The following is an 18,595-nucleotide window of genomic DNA, read 5'->3' as shown; positions in this document are numbered from 1 at the left end:
AATGAAGACACTCGGCGAAGCCTCGACCCCCGCGGAAGTTCGTGCCGAGGCTGCGCTCACTGCTGTTGCGGCCTGGACGGGAAAACAGATTGGCTTTACCTCAGCTACTCCGGGTATCGCATCGCCCTCGCATCGCGGCGTCGACAGCGAAGCATGGCTGGTGGCGGTCGATCAGCCGTCTCCGGCCTATTTCCTGAAGATCGTGAACTCGGACCAGAAGGCGTTCGTCGATCTGGAGGCCGTGTTTGAAGCCGCCTCGATCGCGGCCGGACTGGGCTGCACGCCAAGTCCGCGGCATCTTGCGCGAGACGCCGACGCGATCATCTTCGATCTCCTGCCGCCCGGTTGGAAAACAGCGCGCATGGACGATCTGCGGCGGGCGGACGTGATGGAACAGGTCATCGCGCTTAAAAAGGCGATCCACGGGGCGCGGCCATTCACTTTGTCCTGGACGGTATTCGACAGGATCCGGGTGTTGGACAATGCCTGCCAAGCCGCTGACGTCGACCACCCGGACGATCTTTGGTGGATGCTCGACGGCGTCGGCGAGATCGAGCGCGCGATCACGGCTGCGGGTTACGATGTCCGGCCGAGCCACGCCGACGGCCTCGCCTCCAACGTCATGATAAGCCAGGACGGGGCGGTTCAGCTCGTCGATTTCGACGAAGCCCGCAATGTCGACCCGCTCTACGAGATCGGCATTCTTCTCAACGAGGCATTTCCATTCGAAGAAGAGATGCGGCCGGCGCTTGAGGTGTTCGAGGGGTCCTTCCGTCAGGCTTCCCTCGACCGCTGCCGTGCCTATGCGGCGGCCGACGATCTGATGTGGGGGCTCTGGGGGATGCTTATGAACTCGACATCGCCGCGCGGCGACATCGAGTTTCTGAAATACGCGCAGTGGCGCCTGCTGCGCTGCCGGATGGCCCTTCGCCATCCGGACTTCCAATTGAAATTGAGACGGCTTTGAGCGGCTGCGAGGAGGGCCCTACATGATTGAGAAGCGGGCGGGCGAGGCGGTAAGCGAAGCCGAGCGGGAGATCGAGGCCGTCATCTGTGCCGTCGAACCATGGGCCGGCCGCGATCTCCGCTACGGGCCGGTGCATGGCGGCATCAGCAATTCCAATTGGCGCGTTCGCATCGCCGGACAGGCAGGGAGCTATTTCGTGAAGGTTCCGGGCCGCGGCACCGAGATGTTCATCGACCGAAAGGCGGCGGCGGAGGCGAGCCGGCGTGCGCACTCGCTCGGTATCGGTCCCGCAGTCTACGGCTATCTGGACGAACGCGGCGTCGAGATCGCCGATTTCATGGAGGGGCGGCGCTCCTGTACCAACCGCGATTTTCTCGATCCGGATGTACGTCGCTCGGTGCTGGGTCTCTATCGGCGCTTCAACGATTCGGGCCTGCTGTCGCTGACCAAGACCGTCTTCGACATGATTGACGAGCATGTCGATCAGGTGCGTAAACTCGGAGGCGCACTGCCCGCGGATTTTGTTTGGCTGCATCGCCAGTACCGGCTGGCGCGGGCGGCGCTCGAGGCTTCAGGCATCGACCTGGTGCCGTGCTTCAACGATCCGATGCCGGGAAACTTCATGATCGCGCCCGACCGGTCGATGATGCTGATCGATTACGAGTATGCGGCAAACAACGATCGCTGTTACGAACTCGGCATCTGGTGCGGAGAAATGTTCTTCTCCGATGCGGTCGAGGCCGAGGTGATCGAGGAATATTTCGGCAGGTTTGATCCACGGTTGAAAGCTCGCCTGGTCGTGCACAAGATGCTTGCCGACGTGAAGTGGGGAACCTGGGCGATGGTGCAGAACGTCGTGTCGGCGCTCGATTTCGATTTCTACAAATACGGGGCATGGAAATACATGCGCGCGCGCTCGGTGATGCAGACCCCGCAATGGGTCGAGCATCTCAGGGCGGTCTGACGAGTGTCTCTGGCGGAGCAATTCCGACCAGTGATGAGCCAAAGACGGGCGTCCGTCTGCAGCACTGCAGGTTGGAATGCAGACGCCCTTGCGGTAAGCCGCAATGGGTGATGGCCGGCATGTCTGCTGGGTCAACGATCGTCGTTAGCAATCAGTTTCGTCAGGCAAACCCCCGCCTGGCTCCGGGGCATGCCGAGATCTCTGACACTGTCCATGTGGTTGCGGTTGGCGAGAACAAGCGACGTTACCGGCGAACCCTGCTGCAGCAGGTGCTCCTTGAATCGATCTGCCTGCTGATGGAAAGGCGGCGTCTCGTTGGCTCCGACCAGAACCATCGCCCTGGTTTGAGGATCATGCCGATGGGCAAGCGGTGTAAACCTGGCGACTTCCTCATCGGTGATTGCAATCTCGTTGGCGAGAAAGGAATTTTGGAGCGGTTTCAAATCGTAGAGCCCGCCGAGCAGAAGGGCTGCCCGCACATTGGAGGGGGTATGCTCGTTGTTGAACAGGAACGTTGAAAGATGTGCCCCGGCCGAATGACCGCTGACGGTCAGGTTTGCCGGGTCTCCGCCATGGTCGGCGATATGGGCCAGAACCCACTGCTTGGCGCGGCGCACCTGGTCGACGATCGTCGCCATCCTGACCTTGGGCATCAGAGCATAGTCGACGATGGCGGCAATCGCACCGGCCCGGGTAATCGTCGCCGCGACATATGAATAGTCACGCTTGGAGAACATCCTCCAGTAGCCGCCATGGATGAACATGTGCACCGGCAGGCGGCTTCGTTTGCCCGGGGGAAAGAACAGGTCGATGGTTTCGGTCCGATCCGGCCCATAGGCAATGTCCGCTGTCATCGGGATGGTTGCGCGGACGGCCTCGCTGCGGTGAACGATGTCCTGGACGATTTGATCGAAATCGGCGACATGGTCGCGGATGCGGAACGGATCGTTTTGCACTTTTCCTCCGCTCAGATGCTGATGGCGAGGTATTTCGCCTCCATGAACTCGGCAATGCCGTGATGCTGGCCGCCCTCGCGGCCGAGGCCGCTCTGCTTGACCCCGCCGAACGGTGCTGCCGGATCGGACATCAAGCCGCGGTTGAGAGCGACCATCCCGGCTTCGATCCTGGATGCCACCCGCATTCCACGCGCAAGATCGCGCGTGTAGATGTAGGCGGCAAGACCGTATTCGGTGTCGTTGGCACGCGCGATGATTTCGGCTTCCGTTTCGAAGCTCGAGATCGGCGCCACCGGCCCAAAAATTTCCTCGTGCGCCATCTCCGCCTCGGCCGGGACGTCGCAGAGCACGGTCGGCGGATAATAGTATCCCGTTCCCAAGCCTGCCTTGCCTCCGCACAGCACCCGCGCGCCACGGGCGACAGCATCGTTGACCAGACGGTCGATCTTGTCGACGGCCTTCCTGGTGATCATCGGCCCGCATTCCGTGGCCGCGTCCGTTCCAGCGCCGATCTTGAGTGCCGACATCCGCCTGGCGAGGCTTTCGCAAAACGCATCGTAAACGCCGGACTGGACATAGATGCGGTTTGCGGCCGTGCAGGCCTCGCCGGCGTTGCGCATCTTCGCCACCATCGCCCCACCGACCGCCGCGTCGAGATCCGCGTCATCGAACACAAGGAATGGCGCGTTGCCGCCAAGCTCCATCGAACACGAGACCACGTGCTTTGCGGCCTCGGCCAGCAGAACGCGCCCGACAGAAGTCGAGCCGGTGAAGGAGAGTTTGCGCACCCGCGGATCGGCTAGCAGCGCGGCCGTCACCGGACCGGGATTGGAGGTTGTCAGAACGTTGACAACCCCTGGCGGAACACCTGCTTCTTCATAGAGCGCGGCGAGCGCGTAGGCGGTGAGCGGGGTCTCGCTGGCCGGCTTCAAAATCACCGTGCACCCGGCAGCCAGGGCGGGCGCGATCTTGCGCGTCGCCATGGCGGCAGGAAAATTCCAGGGTGTGACAAGGACGCAGATGCCGATCGGCTCGTAGTCGACGACGATGCGGTTGGTGCCGGAAGGCGCCATCCCGAATTCGCCGGAGATGCGAACCGCTTCCTCGGCATTCCAGCGAAAGAATTCCGCGGCATAGGCGATCTCGCCACGCGCGTCCCGCAGCGCCTTGCCGTTTTCCAGCGAGATCAGGGTGGCCAGCGTCTCGCAACGCTGCGTCATCAGCTCGAAGCAACGCCTGAGGATTTCGGAACGCTTGCGGGGCGCCATCGTGCGCCAGCCATCGGCGGCGTTGGCCGCAGCCTCGACGGCCGCCGCGGCATCTTCGATCGTCGCATCGGGAACCGCAGCGATCACCGCTTCCGTGGAAGGGTCGACAACCCCGATTTCCCTGCCGTCGGCGGATTGCCGCCATTGGCCGCCAATATACAAGCCGTGCGAGAATCTATGGAAGCCGGCAGTGTCCTGCTCGTCGTCCAGCGCCTGATGAGATATGTTCATGGCCTGCTCCTCGATTGCTCACATGACACAGGCGGCGAGGTCGCCATCATAGGCGGCCTGGATCAGGCCGCGCATGGCCGCCAGATCGAATGGACGCGGATTGTTCTTGATGAGACGGTCGATGCCGAGCGCCTGTTCGGCCGTCCAATCGAGCCTGTCGGCGGGAAGCCCGAGCCTGGCCAGCGTAGGCGTAATCCCGATCGCTGCAAACAGCCGGCCGATCTCGTCGATCGTCGCGTCGGCCATCTCAGCGGTGCTCCGGTCCCTGCCGTCGAGACCAAGGGCAAGGCCGATCTCGGTCATCTCGGCGGCCGTGGCGGCCCGGTTGTACTTCATGACATACGGCAGCATGGTGGCGACACCCAGCCCGTGAGCGGTGTGGGTAAGCGCGCCGACCGGATATTGCACCGCGTGCGCCGCCGCCGTTCCGGCCGTCCCGAACGCACAGCCGGCTGCAAGCGCGCCCATCATCACATCGGCGCGAGCGTCCTCGTCGGCGGGGTCGCGGCAGGCCTTCTCGAGACTGCGGCCAAGCAGCTTGATCGCGAGCAGCGCAAAATGATCGGTCAGCGCGCTCTTGCCGATGAAGACATGCTGTTGCGGCAGGCCGGGGTCGGTGCCGCGCCTGGCGGCGGTAAAAGCCTCGACCGCATGGGTCAGCGCGTCTGCGCCGGCGATCGCCGTCAGCCCCGGGGGACATGTCATCGTCAGTTCCGGGTCGCAGATGGCGGCTGCCGCGATCAGATGCGGGCTGGAGATGCCTACCTTCATGGTGCGATCCGGATCCGAAATCACCGCGACAGGGGTCACTTCCGAGCCGGTACCGGCTGTCGTTGGCACCGCGATCAGCGGCAGCGTCGGTCCGGGCACCTTGAACTCGCCGTAGTAGTCCTCGAGCAGGCCGCCGTGACTGATGAGCAAAGCGGCGCATTTGGCCATGTCGAGACAACTGCCGCCGCCGATGCCGATCACCATGTCGGGCGCAAAATCCCGCGCCTCCTCGACGCAGACGGCAACCGTGTCGCGCGGCACATCGGGCTGCACACGGTCGTGCACCAGCACAGCGATCCATGCGCCCTCGAGCGCCGCGATGATCTCGGCGAAGGCGACAGTTGCGGCAAAGCGCTCGTCCGTGCAGACGAGAGCGCGACGGCCGAGCCTGGCCGCAACGGTTGCAATGACATGGCGCTGGCCCTTGCCGAAGAGGATTTCACGCGGCAGCCTTATGGCAGCGAAAAGGCTCATGGTCTTGCGTCCCTCGATGATGGTGGAAAGGCGAAAGCTCGCCGAACTCGGTCCTAAAGGTATCCTCTATTAAATCGTATAGGATATAGGATTGTATTGAACGGAGCATCGTGTTAGCCAGTGATCCTGTCAAGAGGCAAAGATGCAGGTCACGAACGCAAGCAATGCCCGAGAAGTCGACCCCGCCAGCGGGCGCATCCAGCGATCCACCAGCCTGGTGGAGGACGTGTATGAAGCGATCTTCGCGCAACTCATGGCGCTGAAGATCGCGCCTGGCTCACGGATCACCGTCGACAGCCTGGTCAAGGAACTTGACGTATCGCACACGCCGATCCGTGAAGCGCTTGGCCGCCTCGAAGGCGAAGGACTTGTGCTGAAGACACATTTGATCGGCTACCGCGCTGCGCCGCAGATAACCAGGCGCCGATTTGACGAACTCTACGAGCTTCGCCTGCTGCTCGAGCCGCATGCGGCGGCCAAAGCAGCCGCATCGATGGATGAGACGAAACTTGCGGTGCTTGAGGAGTCCGCAGGCGGCATGGCGCGCCGCGAAGGCAAGGATGAACGCCTGCGTTACTCCAATTTCGCGCGGCAGGACGCCATTTTCCACGACCGGATCATGGAATTTGCCAACAATGGCCTCGTGCGCGAGACCCTCGCGTTCCAGCATACCCACTTCCATATCTTCCGCCTGATGTTCCATTCGCGCGTCACCGAGGAAGCGCTCGACGAGCATCAGGCCATCCTGGCCGCCTTCGCCGCCTCCGACCCCGTGGCGGCGGAACAGGCGATGCGCCGTCATATCGAGCATTCCCGTGATCGTTTGTTGCCGGCGTTCGATTGAGACCCGCGCCGCCGGCGAGTGCAACGCCCGCCCGCCTTCCATTCCAAAACGAGGAACCGACCATGCCAGGCAAGAAAATACTGATGTTGACCGGTGAGTTCACCGAAGAATACGAGATCTTCGTCTATCAGCAGGCGATGGAGGCGGTCGGCCACATCGTCCATGTCGTATGTCCTGACAAGAACGCTGGCGACCTGATCAAGACGTCGCTTCACGATTTCGAGGGTGACCAGACCTACACCGAAAAACCCGGCCACTATGCCTTGCTGAACAAGACCTTTTCGGAGGCGGAAAGGCAGCTCGACCAGTATCATGCCGTCTATTGCGCCGGCGGCCGTGGCCCCGAGTACATCCGCACCGACAAGCGTGTGCAGGCGATGGTTCGCCATTTCCACGAGACCAGGAAGCCGATCTTTACCATCTGCCATGGCGTCCAGATCCTGATCGCCGTCGACGGCGTCGTGCGTGGCAAGAAAGTAGGTGCGCTGGCCGCCTGCGAGCCGGAAGTGACGCTGGCCGGTGGAACCTATATCGACCTGTCGCCGACGGAGGCCTATGTCGACGGAACGATGGTCTCGGCAAAGGGCTGGACCGCACTAGCCGCGTTCATCCGCGAGTGCCTGAAGGTGCTGGGAACGGAAATCCGCCACAGCTGAAGTCAATCGTCCGATGCATTCACGACGGGATGCGTCTTGATGCCAGGTCTGTCGCTGTAGTCAGGGCTCGGCAGGCTTGAGATGCGTCACGGCTGCGTCGGCCGCGTGGCGGCCGCCAGTGCGTCGATGTCGTCGTAGAGCGCCTGGCTGTGATGGTAGAGCTGCTCGAAAACCGGTTGGGTGCGGCTGTAGGTCTCGGCCCATCCGGGGTCCGGCAGGATTTCGGCGTCGTAGCTCACAAAGCGCTCGGCCGCCTGGTCGACGCGCGAGAAGCGGCCTGTCGCCGTCGCGGCCATCGCGGCGCAGCCGACAATGCCGCATTCGGGCTCCCGCGGGACCAGGATCGGAATGTTGAAGGCACTGGCCTTGATCTTCAGCCACAGTTCGGTGCGCGCCCCGCCACCGGCGGCGATGACGCGCTCCAGCGGCCTGTTCGACGCCTGTTCCATGATGCGGATGTGGCGCGTCATGGCAAAGGCGATGCCTTCCAGGATCGAGCGGTGCAGATGCTCCATGCCATGCCCGGCGCCCAATCCGAAGAACTGTGCGCGGGCGTTGCGATGACGCCCCAGGCGTTCCCCGGTGAGAAAGGGCATGAAGAGCAGCGCGTCGCAACCGGCCGGCGCCTCGGCGGCGCGGGCGACGATCTCGTCGTAGGACAGCGCGTTGCCGTGGAAGGCGCGGCGTGCCCAGCGCATGCCGTCGCCGCCGGTCTCCAGCAGCACGAATTGCGCCCAGTTGCCTTCGACCGTCGCAACGTTCGAGATTTCCGGGTCAAGCAGCGGCTTCTCCGCGATAACAGTGATGATGGCGCCCGTGCCGGTGCTGTCGGAACCCATTCCCGGGCGACAGGCGCCTGAGCCGAGCAGTGCCACCGGATAGTCGGCGCCACCGACCAGCACCGGGGTTCCAGAGCGCAGGCCGCTGTCGAGCGCCGCCTGTTCGGTGACGTGGCCGACGACATCCAGCGGGTTGCGGATCGGCGGCAGCTTGGCGGCATCGAGACCCATGCGCTCGATCATCACCGGCGACCAGTCGAGCCGCTCTGGGTTCATCAGGAAGCTGCAGGACGCGTCGCCCGTATCCATGGCGATCTCGCCGGTCAGCCGGTAGTTGATGTAATCCTTCGGCATGACGGTGACTGCGCTTCGGGCGTATGCGGCGGGATCGTTGTCTCGGACCCATTGTAGTTTGAAGCCCGGCCATGCCGGGGTCGGCGTGTTGCCGCTTTCGGGCAGGTAGCTGTCCGGCTGGTTCGCTTGCTCGAAGCGACGGACGAGATCGACGGTGCGCTTGTCGTTCCAGAGCGGTGCCGTGTCGCGCGTCAGCGCTCCGTGCGCGTCGAGCAGGACCAGCCCGTGCATCTGCCCGCAGACGCAGATGGCGGAGATGTTTTCGCGGGCACCTTCGACGCGGTCCAGCACCGTCTTGACGCTGGCTCGCGCACCCTCCCACCAGTCGAGCGGCCGCTGTTCGGCCCAGCCGAATTCCGGCACGATCTGGTCGTGCTCGCGCGACGCAAGCTCGAGGATCTTGCCGGCGACATTGATCAGTGCGGCGCGGACGCTGCCGGTGCCGACGTCGATGGCGAGGAAAAGTTCGCCGCTCATTTCGGAAGAGTCCTGAGATGGGCAAACATGTGATCCTCTGTCTATCAGTCAAAGCGAGCGCGGTGTGACAAGACCGACGGCGTCAGGCTTTCGCCGCTTCGATGGCGATGCGCGACATCGCGTCGAAATCCGGCCCGGACACCGGGATCGCGATGTCGAAGACCTCTGCGATCACCTGCGTCCAGCCATGCAGGAAATATGTCCAACCATCCTCGATCTGCAACTGCTGTCGGGCCTGCTGCCGCCTTGCCTGGTCGAGGAAGATCAGGTCGCCGCGATAGTTGAGATCCCAGGCAATGCCGCGCTTGGGGAACACGCCGTCATCGGTAATCGGCGAGCCGGGCGCGTCCTTGCCAAGTCCGGTCGCGTTGATCACCAGCGAGCCTGGTTTCAGCGCCGCCAACGTCTCGTCATTGATCTCTGGTCGGTCCGCCAGGACATATTCGAGCTCGACCGTCGACGTCATGTCTCTGTGGATGCGCTCGATTTCATCGAGACGCGGCTGCGAACGGTCGCTGACAATGATGCGCGAAGGCAAGTCGGCGCCACGTTGCTTGCGCATCAGGTGCCAGGTGATTGCTATCGTCGATCCGCCGGCGCCCATCGACAGGACCTCCGCGCCGGTGTCCGCAAAATATCCCGCCGGAATGAAACCGTCTATCGCAAGGCCCGAAGAGATCGGATCCTTGGCATGGCAGACGAGTTTTCCGCCCCGCTTCGACAGGCAACTGGTCTCGTGCATCAGGCGGGCGTGCGGATCGATCACATCGAACAGGTCGCGCGCTGCGTTGAAAAGATCGATCTTGTGCGTGGTGACGAGCGCGCCAAGCGACTGCGGGTCGGATTTTATGAAGGAGACGACCTCACGGTAGGCCTCCGGATCGGCATGGAGTGGAAAGTCGATGCCCCTGAGAACCGCATCCTTGAGAACCGCTTCCTTCAGCCCGAGGTGGCGCGCCCATGCCGGGAAAACCCGCATGATCGAGCTGCTCGTCGTCGTGACGCCGATAAAATAGAATGTCGGCTGGGTGGCCGGCCGATAGCGGTTCATTTGCCATTCTCCCGGATTTTCTCCGCGCGCAGTGCAGCAATGCTAAATGAAGCAGCGATCTCGTAGCGAGCCTTCATGCCGGCGCCGTGCCGGATTGTTGCCCATAGAGGGCAGAGATCAGCTTTGCGTCACGCGGTCGCCAATCCGGGTTGTCGACTTGCCTCCAGCCTCCATCGCCGGCGACCACGCGCGAGCGCATGCCTCCCGATCTCGCGATGATCTCGTAGTCCTGCCCTGAATCGGCGGGGTAGCAGAACAGCATCACCAGATCGCCTTCCCCGACATTGATCGAGCGGTGGATCCAGAACGGCGGAACATAACAGACGGTCTGGGCGTCGATCGGCAGGATGCGAACCTCGCCCTCCGGCGACTCCATCAGCATGAGACCGTGGCCTTTCTGGCCATAGTAGATCTCGGGCCGGTTGGCCTGCCTGTGGATATGGCCGCGCGTCATGAAATACTCGTCGCCGACCTTGCCGGGCGCCATGTGCGTGACGCCGAAAATCAGGTCGCCCGACTGCTCGGTCGGTCGGAACTCGGAGACCTCGTAGACGATGCGCTCACCCCATGTCACGCGCATGGCTTCGAACGCCGCGGCGTCGGCATAGAGCCCGTCCAGATCGCGGAAGCGCTTCTGGTAGGTGCCGGTTGCATTTCCCATCGCACCAGTCGACAGGTCGACCTTGCATGCAATGGGCTCAAACAGTCTCGTCAAAGGACTATCTCATACTGCATTGCAGGTGGCGTCGGCGCTGATCTGGCCCGCACCTCCTGCTTTCGACAAGACCACTTGCTTTGCAGGGTACGATTTGCTCCCTATGCAGACCAGCCTGGAGGTTGCTGGATTATGGCAGGTTTCGACCACGAAGCACACGACAGTGGGTTGGGCGGCATGCCGCATCCGCTGTCTTAAGCAATCCGAGAGAACCGCCTTGCTCCTCCAAGTCGCCTTCGACAAGCCTGAACACCTGGCCCTGCTCGCGCAGATGAAGGAATTTGCCGACATTATCGAGATCGGCACGCCATTGCTGAAACGCCTCGGCCTCTCGGCCATCGCCACGGCGCGCGAGCTCTGCCCTGAAGTCATGGTGTTGGCCGATACCAAAACCGTCGACGGCGGCCGGTTCGAGGCTGATATGGTATTCGGCGCCGGTGCCGCGTTCATGACGGTGCTTTCGTGTGCTTCGTCCGCCACGCATGAGACGGTGGGAAAACGTGCCGCAGCCTTCGGCGCGACGGTGATCGTCGACACCATCACCGAGATGGGCAAGGCAGAATTGCTTCCCTTGAATGCTGTCTTCCCCGAAAGCTTCGGCTATGTCGCGGTCCACTCGCCAACCGATGCGCGGCTGGCAGGCAACATTTCCACCTCACATATCGACGCCGTCAGAAAGATGCATGATCGCGGCTTTCTGGTTTCGCTCGCCGGCGGGATCGGCCCCGACACGCTGGAAGCGGTGATCGCAGTCGAGCCTGAAATCCTCGTGGTTGGCAGCGCCATCACAGAATCCGCAAGTCCGAAAGAGGTAGCCCGATGGATTCGCGACAGATTGCCCAATCCAGGCCGTGGCTGGCCGTGGGACGGGAGATAACCGACCTTCTCGGCCGGATCGACGCCGACGCCTTTGCAGGGCTGGTGCAGGCGTTCGATGACCCCGATCAGCGATGGTTCTTTTCCGGGCAGGGACGCTCCGGCCTTGTCGCGCAGATGGGTGCGATGCGCTTCATGCATCTTGGCCGAACGGTGCATTTCGTCGGTGAGGTATCGGCGCCATCGATCCGCGAGGGCGATGCGCTGCTGATCATCTCCGGCTCCGGGGAAACGCCGGTCAGTACAGGCTTTGCCCGCATCGCCAAGGCGGAGGGCGCCAAGGTCGTTACGCTGACGCATCAGCCGGCCGGGACTCTGGCCGGCATTGCCGATGTCACGCTGCATGTCCCTGTCGAGGGTTCGAAACAGTTTGGCGGCAGCCTGTTCGAGCAATCCTGCCTCATCCTGCTCGACAGCATTGTGCTCTTCATGGCCCAGCAGATCCGCGACGCGCACAGACTGATGTTGCACCGCCACACCAACTTGCAGTGACGCCCGTGCCGACGGTGGTGTGACGGGGATTGTCGATGCGGTGGAATACTCCCCAGGCAAGATCGAGCGGTCTTCTGGCGACTCCGCGCTAAAACCGCTGCGCGTTTTTGGGCGACATGCATTAGCCGGGAAGCCCGCGGGGCAGCTCACCTTCCGTCGCGGCAAGGCACTGGACTCGCTGCGCGATGCCGATATTGTGCTTGGCAAGCGTTGGTGCCGTGCTCTGGCGACGGCAACCGACGGGGAGATACCGGCGGCTTGGTTCGCAGGAACATGTCCCGGTCAACACGGGAGGAAGTCTGATGAGAATTGGGGTCTTTCTGGCCGGCTTTTCGGCTTTTACCGCGCTGGTTGGCGCGCCTGCCTTTGCCCAGGACAAGCCGTTTGCGGGGGTTACAGTGAACGTCATTACGCAGACCGGTGCGATTCAGGAGCCGCTGCAGCGGCGCGCGCCCGAGTTCGAAGCGCTCACCGGTGCCAAGATCAATGTCATCGCGGTGCCCTTCTCGGATCTCTATCAGAAGATTCTCACCGACTGGGCGAGCGGCACCAACTCGGTCGACGCCGGCGTGTTCGCCCCGCAATGGATGGTCGACTACATTGCCGGCGGCTACCTCGAGGACCTGACGCCGCGGGTCGAGGCCGACAAGGACATCCAGCAGAACGATGTGGGCGCGTTCTTCCGGGACTTCTCCGAGAAGTACAACGGCAAGACCTACATGATCACGCTCGATGGCGACTTCCACATGATGTACTACCGCAAGGATGTGCTCGAAGCGGCCGGCCTGGCGGTGCCGAAAACCTGGGACGAGTATCTCGAGGTCGCCAAGGCCACGCATGGCAAGGACATGAGCGGCGATGGCACGCCGGATTTCGGCTCCTGCATCGCCAAGAAGCGCAACGCGCAGAGCTATTGGTTCGTCACCGATGTGGTCGGCTCGATGACCCAGTCCAAGGGAACCAGCCAGGGCACCTTCTTCAACACCAAGGACATGACGCCGCTCGTCAACAACGACGCCTTCCGCAAGGCGCTCGACTTCCTGTCTGAATCGACCAAGTACGGCCCGCCGGACGAACTGAACCTCGACGTCAGCGATACAAGGCCGCTCTTCGCTTCCGGCCGCTGCGCGCTGAACCTCGACTGGGGTGATGTAGGCACGATCTCGATCGATCCGAAGCAGTCCAAGGTGATGGGCAAATGGGGCGCTGCGATCATGCCCGGATCCAAGGAGGTCCTGAACTGGGACACCGGCAAGCTAGAAGCCTGCACGGCAGAAAACTGCCCGCACGCGATCGACGGCGTGAACCATGCACCATTCGCCGCCTTTGGCGGCTGGGGCGGCGGCATCAACGCGGCGGCCGATCCGAAGGTGAAGGACGCCGCCTACGCCTACTTCTCGTTCATGACGCAGCCAGCGCAATCGAATGCCGACGTTACCGTCGGCGGCACCGGGTTCAACCCGTACCGCACCTCGCAGCTCGGCTACAGCGACCTTTGGAAGAAGGCCGGCATGAGCGAGGAGGAGGCCAAAGTCTACCTGGGCGCGATCAACGACAGCATGAGCAGCCCGAACATGATCCTCGACCTGCGCATCCCACAAAATCAGAAGTACCAGCAGGTCGTGCTCGACGAGGCGGTCTCGCGCTTCCTCGCCGGCGAAATCGACAAGGAAGCGACCGTCGCGGCGGTCGAGGAGGGCTGGAATGAGCTGAACGAAGAGGTTGGCAAAGACGAGCAGCTCAAACTTTACAAGGCGACCATCGGCGCCAAATAGGCAGCCAAGCAAACAACCCGGCGTGGCATCGTCCGCGCCGGGTCTGATGCCTGCCCCACTTTCTCAGGATATGATGACCGCAACCGACACGATGCCAGACGCTGCCGACCGCCGCAGCTGGGCCGAATGGCTGGACGGTCACTCAGGCCGGATCATGGTGCTGCCAGCCGTCGTCGTGCTTCTCTGCTTCGCAATTTTTCCGCTCATCATCTCGGCCTATCTCGCGCTTTCGCGCTTTGCGCTCGCGTCGGGCGGATTCACGCTGAAATTCATCGGACTTTTGAACTTCCGCAAGCTGCTGGTCGGCTCGCAGCAGTATCACCTGCTCGGTAAGTTTGGCACGTTCGGCTTTGTCCAATTCGCTTTGCTGGCCTTGATCGCGGCAGGGCTGTTTTTCCTCCTCGCCCGCTACTTGTTGCGTGGCAGGCCGACCGTCGTCGGCACGGTTGGTCGGCTTCTGGCGACCTCGATGGCGATGGGCCTGGCGGTTCTTGCGCTGGCCACCATGGCGCCGGGCGGCGTGCCGGGGACTGTCGTCAACACGCTTCTCTACGTGTTCGTCGGCGTGTCCGTGCAGTTCGCACTGGGGCTGGGCCTCGCGCTGCTGTGCGGCCAGCCGATCCGCGGCCGGAATTTCTTTCGCGTCCTCTTCTTCATCCCGCTGATGGTGACCCCGGTCGGCATCGCCTACACGTTCCGCATGCTCGCCGACATGCAGAAGGGGCCCTTCGCCCCGCTCGTGCGCGCTTTCGGCATCAGCGAGTGGTCGTGGGCCACGGAGGCCTGGTCGGCGCGGCTGATGGTGTTGGTCGGCGACACCTGGCAGTGGACGCCGTTCATGTTCATCGTGCTGCTGGCGGCCATCGAAAACCAGCCGCGCGATCAGGTCGAGGCGGCACGGCTGGACGGCGCCAACGGCTTCCAGATTTTTCGCGACATTACCTGGCCAGCGATCGCGCCGATTGCCGCTACCGTCGTGCTGATCCGGCTCATCGAGGCTTTCAAGATCATCGATCTGCCGAACGTGCTCACCGGCGGCGGCCCCGGCCTGGCGACGGAATCGATGACGCTCCATTCCTTCATTTCCTGGCGCACCCAGGATCTCGGCGGCTCGGCCGCTATCGGCTACATGCTGCTCTTCATCTCGACCATCGTATGCGTCTCGTTCTTCAACTTCGTGGTCCGGCCGGCGCGCCGGTTCGAAGCATGAGCACCGAGCCGCGCTCGCTGGCGCGCCGGCTGTTCGAGCCGGCCTCGATCGACAGCCAGGCGCCGGTCGCCAGGGTGGTGACCTATGTGCTGCTGTTCCTGTGGACGCTGGTTGTGGTGCTTCCTCTCTACTGGGTGTTCATCACGTCCTTCAAGGGGCCTGGGGAGGTCGACAACGGGCCGTTCTATCTTCCGTTCGTCGACTTTGCTCCCTCGCTTCAGGCATGGGACTTCATGCTCGTGCAGAATTATACGCTGCGCCCTTACATGAATTCGGTCGTTGTCGCCGTCGCCAGCACGCTGCTCGCAGTCCTGATCGGCTCGCTGGCAGCCTACGCGCTCGTGCGTATCCGCTTCCAGGTGAAACTCGCCGCCGTTGCAATCTTCCTGATCCTGCTCACCGCAATCATCGTGGCGGTGGCCACTTTCGGCGTGCGCTGGGAGATCGCTATTGTCGTGGCGGCAGCCCTCTTCGTCATTGCGCTGTTCACGCTCGCTGGACGCACGAAGCTTGCGGTCGGCAACAGCGACATTGAGTTCTGGATCATCTCGAACCGCATCATGCCGCCGATCGTCGCCGTATTGCCGATCTACGTGATGTTCCAGCAGATGCGCCTGCTTGACACGCAGGTGGCGCTGATCGCCACCTACACCGCCATCAACCTGCCGATCGTGGTGTGGCTGACGCGCGATTTCTTCGCCGGCATCCCGCTCGACCTCGAGGAGAGCGCACAAATAGACGGCGCCTCCAAGTTCCGCGTTTTCTTCACCATCGCGCTGCCGCTGGTGCGGTCCGGCCTGGTCGCGACCTTCCTGCTGGTGCTGATCCTTGCCTGGAACGAGTATCTGCTGGCCCTCTTCCTCTCCAATGCCGATGCGCAGACCATGCCGGTGCTGGTATCGGCACAGAACACGACCCGCGGGCCGCAATGGTGGAACATGTCGGTGTTGATCACCGTGATGATCGCCCCCGTGGTCATCATCTCCAGCATCCTGCAGAAGCATATCGCGCGCGGGCTGCTGGTCGGCGCAGTGAAGGGCTAGTCAATATGCGGGTCACCCTGTCCGATATCTACAAGTCCTTCGGCGCGGTCGAGGTGGTCAAAGGGCTCGACCTGGAGATCGAGGACGGCGAGTTCCTGGTGCTGCTCGGCCCTTCAGGCTGCGGCAAGACGACAGCGCTGCGCATGGTGGCCGGGCTTGAATCGGTGAGTTCCGGCCGCGTCCTCATCGGCGACCGCGACGTCACCCACGTGCTGCCCAAATATCGCGATGTGGCGATGGTGTTCCAGTCCTACGCGCTCTATCCGCACATGACGGTTGCCGAGAACATCGCATATCCGCTGAAGCTTCGTGGCGTGCCGCGTACTGAGCGCGACGCCGCCGTGCGCAGTGCCGCCGTCAAGGTGCATCTCGAGGAGTTCCTCGACCGCTATCCGCGGCAGCTTTCCGGCGGTCAGCGGCAACGCATCGCGCTCGCCCGCGCCATGGTGCGGCGGCCGAGCGTGTTCCTGATGGACGAGCCGCTCTCCAACCTCGACGCCAAGCTGCGCGGCCACATGCGCTCGGAACTGAAGCGCCTGCAGGCCGATCTGGGCGTGACGACGATCTACGTCACCCACGATCAGATCGAGGCCATGACCCTGGCGCACCGTGTTGCCATCATGAACCGCGGCGTCGTGCAGCAGATCGCGACGCCCCGTCAGATCTACGACGATCCGGCGAACCTATTCGTCGCCGGCTTCATCGGCTCGCCGCCGATGAATTTTCTCCACGGTGAGCTGGTCGAGGGTAGCTTCGCCTGCGCGGAAGGGCGATTTGCGACCAGCGTTGCCGAAAGCCGTAAGAAGGTCACTGCCGGCCTCCGGCCCGAGGATTGCCGGGTCACGGCGCCATCGGAGGGCAAGATTGCGGCGCGAGTCTATGCCGTGGAACTGATCGGCGATCATACATTGATCACCTGCCAGTTCGGTGGGGCCACCGTAACCGTCAAGGCCGATAAATCGGCGCACTACGATATGGATGAGCCGATCGGCATCACCTTCCAGGATGCTGCCGTCTTTCTGTTCGATGCGGAAACCGGGGCCCGCATTCGCGGCCGCGCCGGTAGACAGGCGGCCGCGTGACTTAAGTTCTTGTTATGCATGTCGTTGTCGCAAAACCGCTGCGCACCCTCGGGTCAGGCCCGGGGTCAGGCCCAAGGGCATGCTTTTGCGTGACATACATTAATTCTCCTCTACGAACACCTCTTCGCGCTTCTTCTTGACCGCCGGCAGGAAGACGATGACGAGCACGGCGAAGGCGATGAACAGCAGGCCGGCGCTGATCGGCCTCGTCACGAAGGTGGTCGGGTCGCCGCGCGCGAGAATCATGGCGCGGCGCAGGTTTTCCTCGAGCAGCGGGCCGAGCACGAAGCCGAGCAGCAGCGGCGCCGGTTCGCAGCGCAGCTTGGTCAGGAGATAGCCGAGCAAGCCGAAGAAGGCGACGGCGTAGAGGTCGTAGATGTTGGTGTTGACGCTGTAAACGCCGATCGAGCAGAACGCCATGATGATCGGGAAGAGCACGTAGTAGGGGATCGTCAGGAGTTTCACCCAAAGCCCGATCAGCGGCAGGTTCAAGATGATCAGCATCAGATTGCCGATCCACATCGAGGCGATGATGCCCCAAAACAGCGCCGGCTGTTCGATCGCGACATTGGGGCCGGGCACGATGCCCTGGATGATCATCGCGCCGATCATCAGCGCCATGACCGGGTTGGCCGGAATGCCGAGCGTCAGCATCGGGATGAAGGAGGTCTGCGCACCGGCATTGTTGGCCGATTCCGGTCCGGCGACGCCTTCGACGGCGCCCTTGCCGAATTCCCCGGGGTTTTTCGAGATGCGTTTTTCGACCGTGTAGGAGGCAAAGGCTGCAAGGATCGCGCCGCCTCCCGGCAGGATGCCGAGCGCCGAACCGATGATGGTTCCGCGCACGATCGGCGCCGCCATGCGGCGAAAGTCGTCGCGGGTCGGCATCAGGCCGGAGACGCTTCGGATCATCACCGAGCGCTCGTGCTCGTTTTCGAGGTTGCGCAGGATCTCGGCGACGCCGAAGACGCCGACCGCCACCGCGACGAAATTCAGCCCGTCGGCATATTCGCGGATGCCGAGCGTGAAGCGCGGCGTGCCGGTGTAGATGTCGGTGCCGACGATGCCGAGCAGCAGGCCAAGCACGACCATCGCCAGCGCCTTGACGATCGAGCCGTGGGCGAGCGCGACGGACGAGACGAGGCCGACGATCATCAGCGAGAAATACTCGGCCGCGCCGAATTCCAGCGCGATCGCCGTCAGCGGCGGGGCAAAGACGGCGACGAGGAAGGTCGATACCGTGCCGGCGAAGAACGAGCCTATCGCCGCGATGGCGAGTGCCGCCCCGGCGCGGCCGTTCTTGGCCATCTGGTAGCCGTCGATGGCGGTGACGGCCGACGAGGATTCGCCAGGCATGTTGATGAGGATGGCGGTGGTCGAGCCGCCATATTGCGCGCCGTAATAGATGCCGGCGAGCATGATAAGGGAGGAAACCGGGTCGCCGATCTGGAAGGTGATCGGCAACAGCATGGCGATGGTGGCGGTGGCGCCGATACCGGGCAAAACGCCGATCAGCGTGCCGAGAAGGACGCCGATCAGGCAGAAACCGAGATTTGCCAGCGACGAGGCCGTCGAAAAACCAAGCGCGAGGTTGTCGAGGAGTTCCATGT

The 18,595-nt window shown here is 62.9% G+C and carries 17 protein-coding genes; 10 read left to right on the top strand and 7 right to left on the bottom strand.

What is annotated here, in order from left to right; genetic code table 11:
* Nucleotide 1: 1 nt before the first annotated feature.
* Nucleotides 2–967: a phosphotransferase gene (locus AC0L2R_RS31025; protein WP_473513430.1), complete on the top strand. Its 966-nt coding sequence runs from the start codon at nucleotides 2–4 to the stop codon at nucleotides 965–967.
* A 22-nt stretch (nucleotides 968–989) separates the two neighbouring features.
* Entirely contained in the window at nucleotides 990–1,931 is a 942-nt protein-coding gene (locus AC0L2R_RS31020) for a phosphotransferase (RefSeq protein WP_473513428.1), read from the top strand.
* Nucleotides 1,932–2,062: 131 nt separating this feature from the next.
* On the opposite strand, the gene AC0L2R_RS31015 is transcribed toward AC0L2R_RS31020, so the two are convergent.
* The 3 genes from AC0L2R_RS31015 to AC0L2R_RS31005 are packed head-to-tail and all read right to left on the bottom strand — an operon-like array spanning nucleotide 2,063 to nucleotide 5,631.
* Nucleotides 2,063–2,887, bottom strand: coding sequence for an alpha/beta hydrolase (locus tag AC0L2R_RS31015; protein ID WP_473513426.1), 825 nt, complete (start codon nucleotides 2,885–2,887; stop codon nucleotides 2,063–2,065).
* A gap of 11 nt (nucleotides 2,888–2,898) precedes the next feature.
* Nucleotides 2,899–4,386, bottom strand: a complete 1,488-nt coding sequence (locus AC0L2R_RS31010) for an NAD-dependent succinate-semialdehyde dehydrogenase (protein ID WP_473513425.1) — start codon at nucleotides 4,384–4,386, stop codon at nucleotides 2,899–2,901.
* Nucleotides 4,387–4,404: 18 nt separating this feature from the next.
* Nucleotides 4,405–5,631 carry an iron-containing alcohol dehydrogenase gene (locus AC0L2R_RS31005; RefSeq protein WP_473513423.1) on the bottom strand — a complete coding sequence of 409 codons (1,227 nt, stop codon included), beginning with the start codon at nucleotides 5,629–5,631 and terminating at the stop codon, nucleotides 4,405–4,407.
* A gap of 142 nt (nucleotides 5,632–5,773) precedes the next feature.
* On the opposite strand from AC0L2R_RS31005, the gene AC0L2R_RS31000 reads away from it, so the two are divergent.
* Both AC0L2R_RS31000 and AC0L2R_RS30995 read left to right on the top strand, forming a co-directional pair.
* A complete protein-coding gene (locus tag AC0L2R_RS31000) occupies nucleotides 5,774–6,475 on the top strand; it encodes a GntR family transcriptional regulator (protein ID WP_473513421.1) in 702 nt (233 codons plus the stop codon).
* Between the two features lie 62 nt (nucleotides 6,476–6,537).
* A complete protein-coding gene (locus tag AC0L2R_RS30995) occupies nucleotides 6,538–7,131 on the top strand; it encodes a DJ-1/PfpI family protein (RefSeq protein WP_023797753.1) in 594 nt (197 codons plus the stop codon).
* A gap of 86 nt (nucleotides 7,132–7,217) precedes the next feature.
* Here AC0L2R_RS30995 and AC0L2R_RS30990 read toward each other — a convergent pair whose 3' ends face one another.
* From AC0L2R_RS30990 to AC0L2R_RS30980, 3 genes are all read right to left on the bottom strand, one after another.
* Entirely contained in the window at nucleotides 7,218–8,741 is a 1,524-nt protein-coding gene (locus tag AC0L2R_RS30990; RefSeq protein ID WP_473513419.1) for a xylulokinase, read from the bottom strand.
* A gap of 82 nt (nucleotides 8,742–8,823) precedes the next feature.
* Nucleotides 8,824–9,792, bottom strand: a complete 969-nt coding sequence (locus tag AC0L2R_RS30985; protein WP_473513418.1) for a shikimate dehydrogenase family protein — start codon at nucleotides 9,790–9,792, stop codon at nucleotides 8,824–8,826.
* Nucleotides 9,793–9,865: 73 nt separating this feature from the next.
* Complete coding sequence (locus AC0L2R_RS30980) at nucleotides 9,866–10,507, bottom strand: glucose-6-phosphate isomerase (RefSeq protein WP_473513416.1); 642 nt, start codon at nucleotides 10,505–10,507, stop codon at nucleotides 9,866–9,868.
* 103 nt (nucleotides 10,508–10,610) lie between these two features.
* On the opposite strand from AC0L2R_RS30980, the gene AC0L2R_RS30975 reads away from it, so the two are divergent.
* From AC0L2R_RS30975 to AC0L2R_RS30950, 6 genes are all read left to right on the top strand, one after another.
* Nucleotides 10,611–11,384, top strand: a complete 774-nt coding sequence (locus AC0L2R_RS30975) for an orotidine 5'-phosphate decarboxylase / HUMPS family protein (protein WP_473513415.1) — start codon at nucleotides 10,611–10,613, stop codon at nucleotides 11,382–11,384.
* Complete coding sequence (locus tag AC0L2R_RS30970) at nucleotides 11,327–11,875, top strand: SIS domain-containing protein (RefSeq protein WP_473513413.1); 549 nt, start codon at nucleotides 11,327–11,329, stop codon at nucleotides 11,873–11,875. Before AC0L2R_RS30975 ends, AC0L2R_RS30970 begins: the two co-directional genes overlap by 58 nt.
* A 302-nt stretch (nucleotides 11,876–12,177) precedes the next feature.
* Entirely contained in the window at nucleotides 12,178–13,650 is a 1,473-nt protein-coding gene (locus AC0L2R_RS30965) for an ABC transporter substrate-binding protein (RefSeq protein WP_473513411.1), read from the top strand.
* Nucleotides 13,651–13,723: 73 nt separating this feature from the next.
* Entirely contained in the window at nucleotides 13,724–14,860 is a 1,137-nt protein-coding gene (locus AC0L2R_RS30960) for a carbohydrate ABC transporter permease (protein ID WP_473490764.1), read from the top strand.
* Nucleotides 14,857–15,903 (top strand): carbohydrate ABC transporter permease, encoded by a 1,047-nt coding sequence (locus AC0L2R_RS30955; protein ID WP_473513410.1) that lies wholly within the window; start codon nucleotides 14,857–14,859, stop codon nucleotides 15,901–15,903. The genes AC0L2R_RS30960 and AC0L2R_RS30955 overlap by 4 nt, the downstream gene beginning before the upstream one ends.
* A gap of 5 nt (nucleotides 15,904–15,908) precedes the next feature.
* Complete coding sequence (locus AC0L2R_RS30950) at nucleotides 15,909–16,985, top strand: ABC transporter ATP-binding protein (RefSeq protein ID WP_128173295.1); 1,077 nt, start codon at nucleotides 15,909–15,911, stop codon at nucleotides 16,983–16,985.
* Between the two features lie 99 nt (nucleotides 16,986–17,084).
* Here AC0L2R_RS30950 and AC0L2R_RS30945 read toward each other — a convergent pair whose 3' ends face one another.
* Complete coding sequence (locus AC0L2R_RS30945; protein WP_027151366.1) at nucleotides 17,085–18,593, bottom strand: tripartite tricarboxylate transporter permease; 1,509 nt, start codon at nucleotides 18,591–18,593, stop codon at nucleotides 17,085–17,087.
* Nucleotides 18,594–18,595: the final 2 nt, after the last annotated feature.

The sequence above is a fragment of the Mesorhizobium sp. WSM4820 genome (assembly GCF_055811075.1).
This window is presented reverse-complemented; position numbering and strand designations above follow the sequence as displayed.

What these genes read in the sequence shown, in the direction of transcription:
- AC0L2R_RS30970 (WP_473513413.1), top strand. Translation starts at nt 11,327, where the DNA reads ATGGATTCGCGACAGATTGCCCAATCCAGGCCGTGGCTGGCCGTGGGA.
- AC0L2R_RS31025 (WP_473513430.1), top strand. Translation starts at nt 2, where the DNA reads ATGAAGACACTCGGCGAAGCCTCGACCCCCGCGGAAGTTCGTGCCGAG.
- AC0L2R_RS30960 (WP_473490764.1), top strand. Translation starts at nt 13,724, where the DNA reads ATGACCGCAACCGACACGATGCCAGACGCTGCCGACCGCCGCAGCTGG.
- AC0L2R_RS30990 (WP_473513419.1), bottom strand. Translation starts at nt 8,741, where the DNA reads ATGAGCGGCGAACTTTTCCTCGCCATCGACGTCGGCACCGGCAGCGTC.
- AC0L2R_RS31010 (WP_473513425.1), bottom strand. Translation starts at nt 4,386, where the DNA reads ATGAACATATCTCATCAGGCGCTGGACGACGAGCAGGACACTGCCGGC.
- AC0L2R_RS31000 (WP_473513421.1), top strand. Translation starts at nt 5,774, where the DNA reads ATGCAGGTCACGAACGCAAGCAATGCCCGAGAAGTCGACCCCGCCAGC.
- AC0L2R_RS30955 (WP_473513410.1), top strand. Translation starts at nt 14,857, where the DNA reads ATGAGCACCGAGCCGCGCTCGCTGGCGCGCCGGCTGTTCGAGCCGGCC.
- AC0L2R_RS30945 (WP_027151366.1), bottom strand. Translation starts at nt 18,593, where the DNA reads ATGGAACTCCTCGACAACCTCGCGCTTGGTTTTTCGACGGCCTCGTCG.
- AC0L2R_RS30985 (WP_473513418.1), bottom strand. Translation starts at nt 9,792, where the DNA reads ATGAACCGCTATCGGCCGGCCACCCAGCCGACATTCTATTTTATCGGC.
- AC0L2R_RS31020 (WP_473513428.1), top strand. Translation starts at nt 990, where the DNA reads ATGATTGAGAAGCGGGCGGGCGAGGCGGTAAGCGAAGCCGAGCGGGAG.
- AC0L2R_RS31005 (WP_473513423.1), bottom strand. Translation starts at nt 5,631, where the DNA reads ATGAGCCTTTTCGCTGCCATAAGGCTGCCGCGTGAAATCCTCTTCGGC.
- AC0L2R_RS30975 (WP_473513415.1), top strand. Translation starts at nt 10,611, where the DNA reads ATGCAGACCAGCCTGGAGGTTGCTGGATTATGGCAGGTTTCGACCACG.
- AC0L2R_RS30950 (WP_128173295.1), top strand. Translation starts at nt 15,909, where the DNA reads ATGCGGGTCACCCTGTCCGATATCTACAAGTCCTTCGGCGCGGTCGAG.
- AC0L2R_RS30995 (WP_023797753.1), top strand. Translation starts at nt 6,538, where the DNA reads ATGCCAGGCAAGAAAATACTGATGTTGACCGGTGAGTTCACCGAAGAA.
- AC0L2R_RS30965 (WP_473513411.1), top strand. Translation starts at nt 12,178, where the DNA reads ATGAGAATTGGGGTCTTTCTGGCCGGCTTTTCGGCTTTTACCGCGCTG.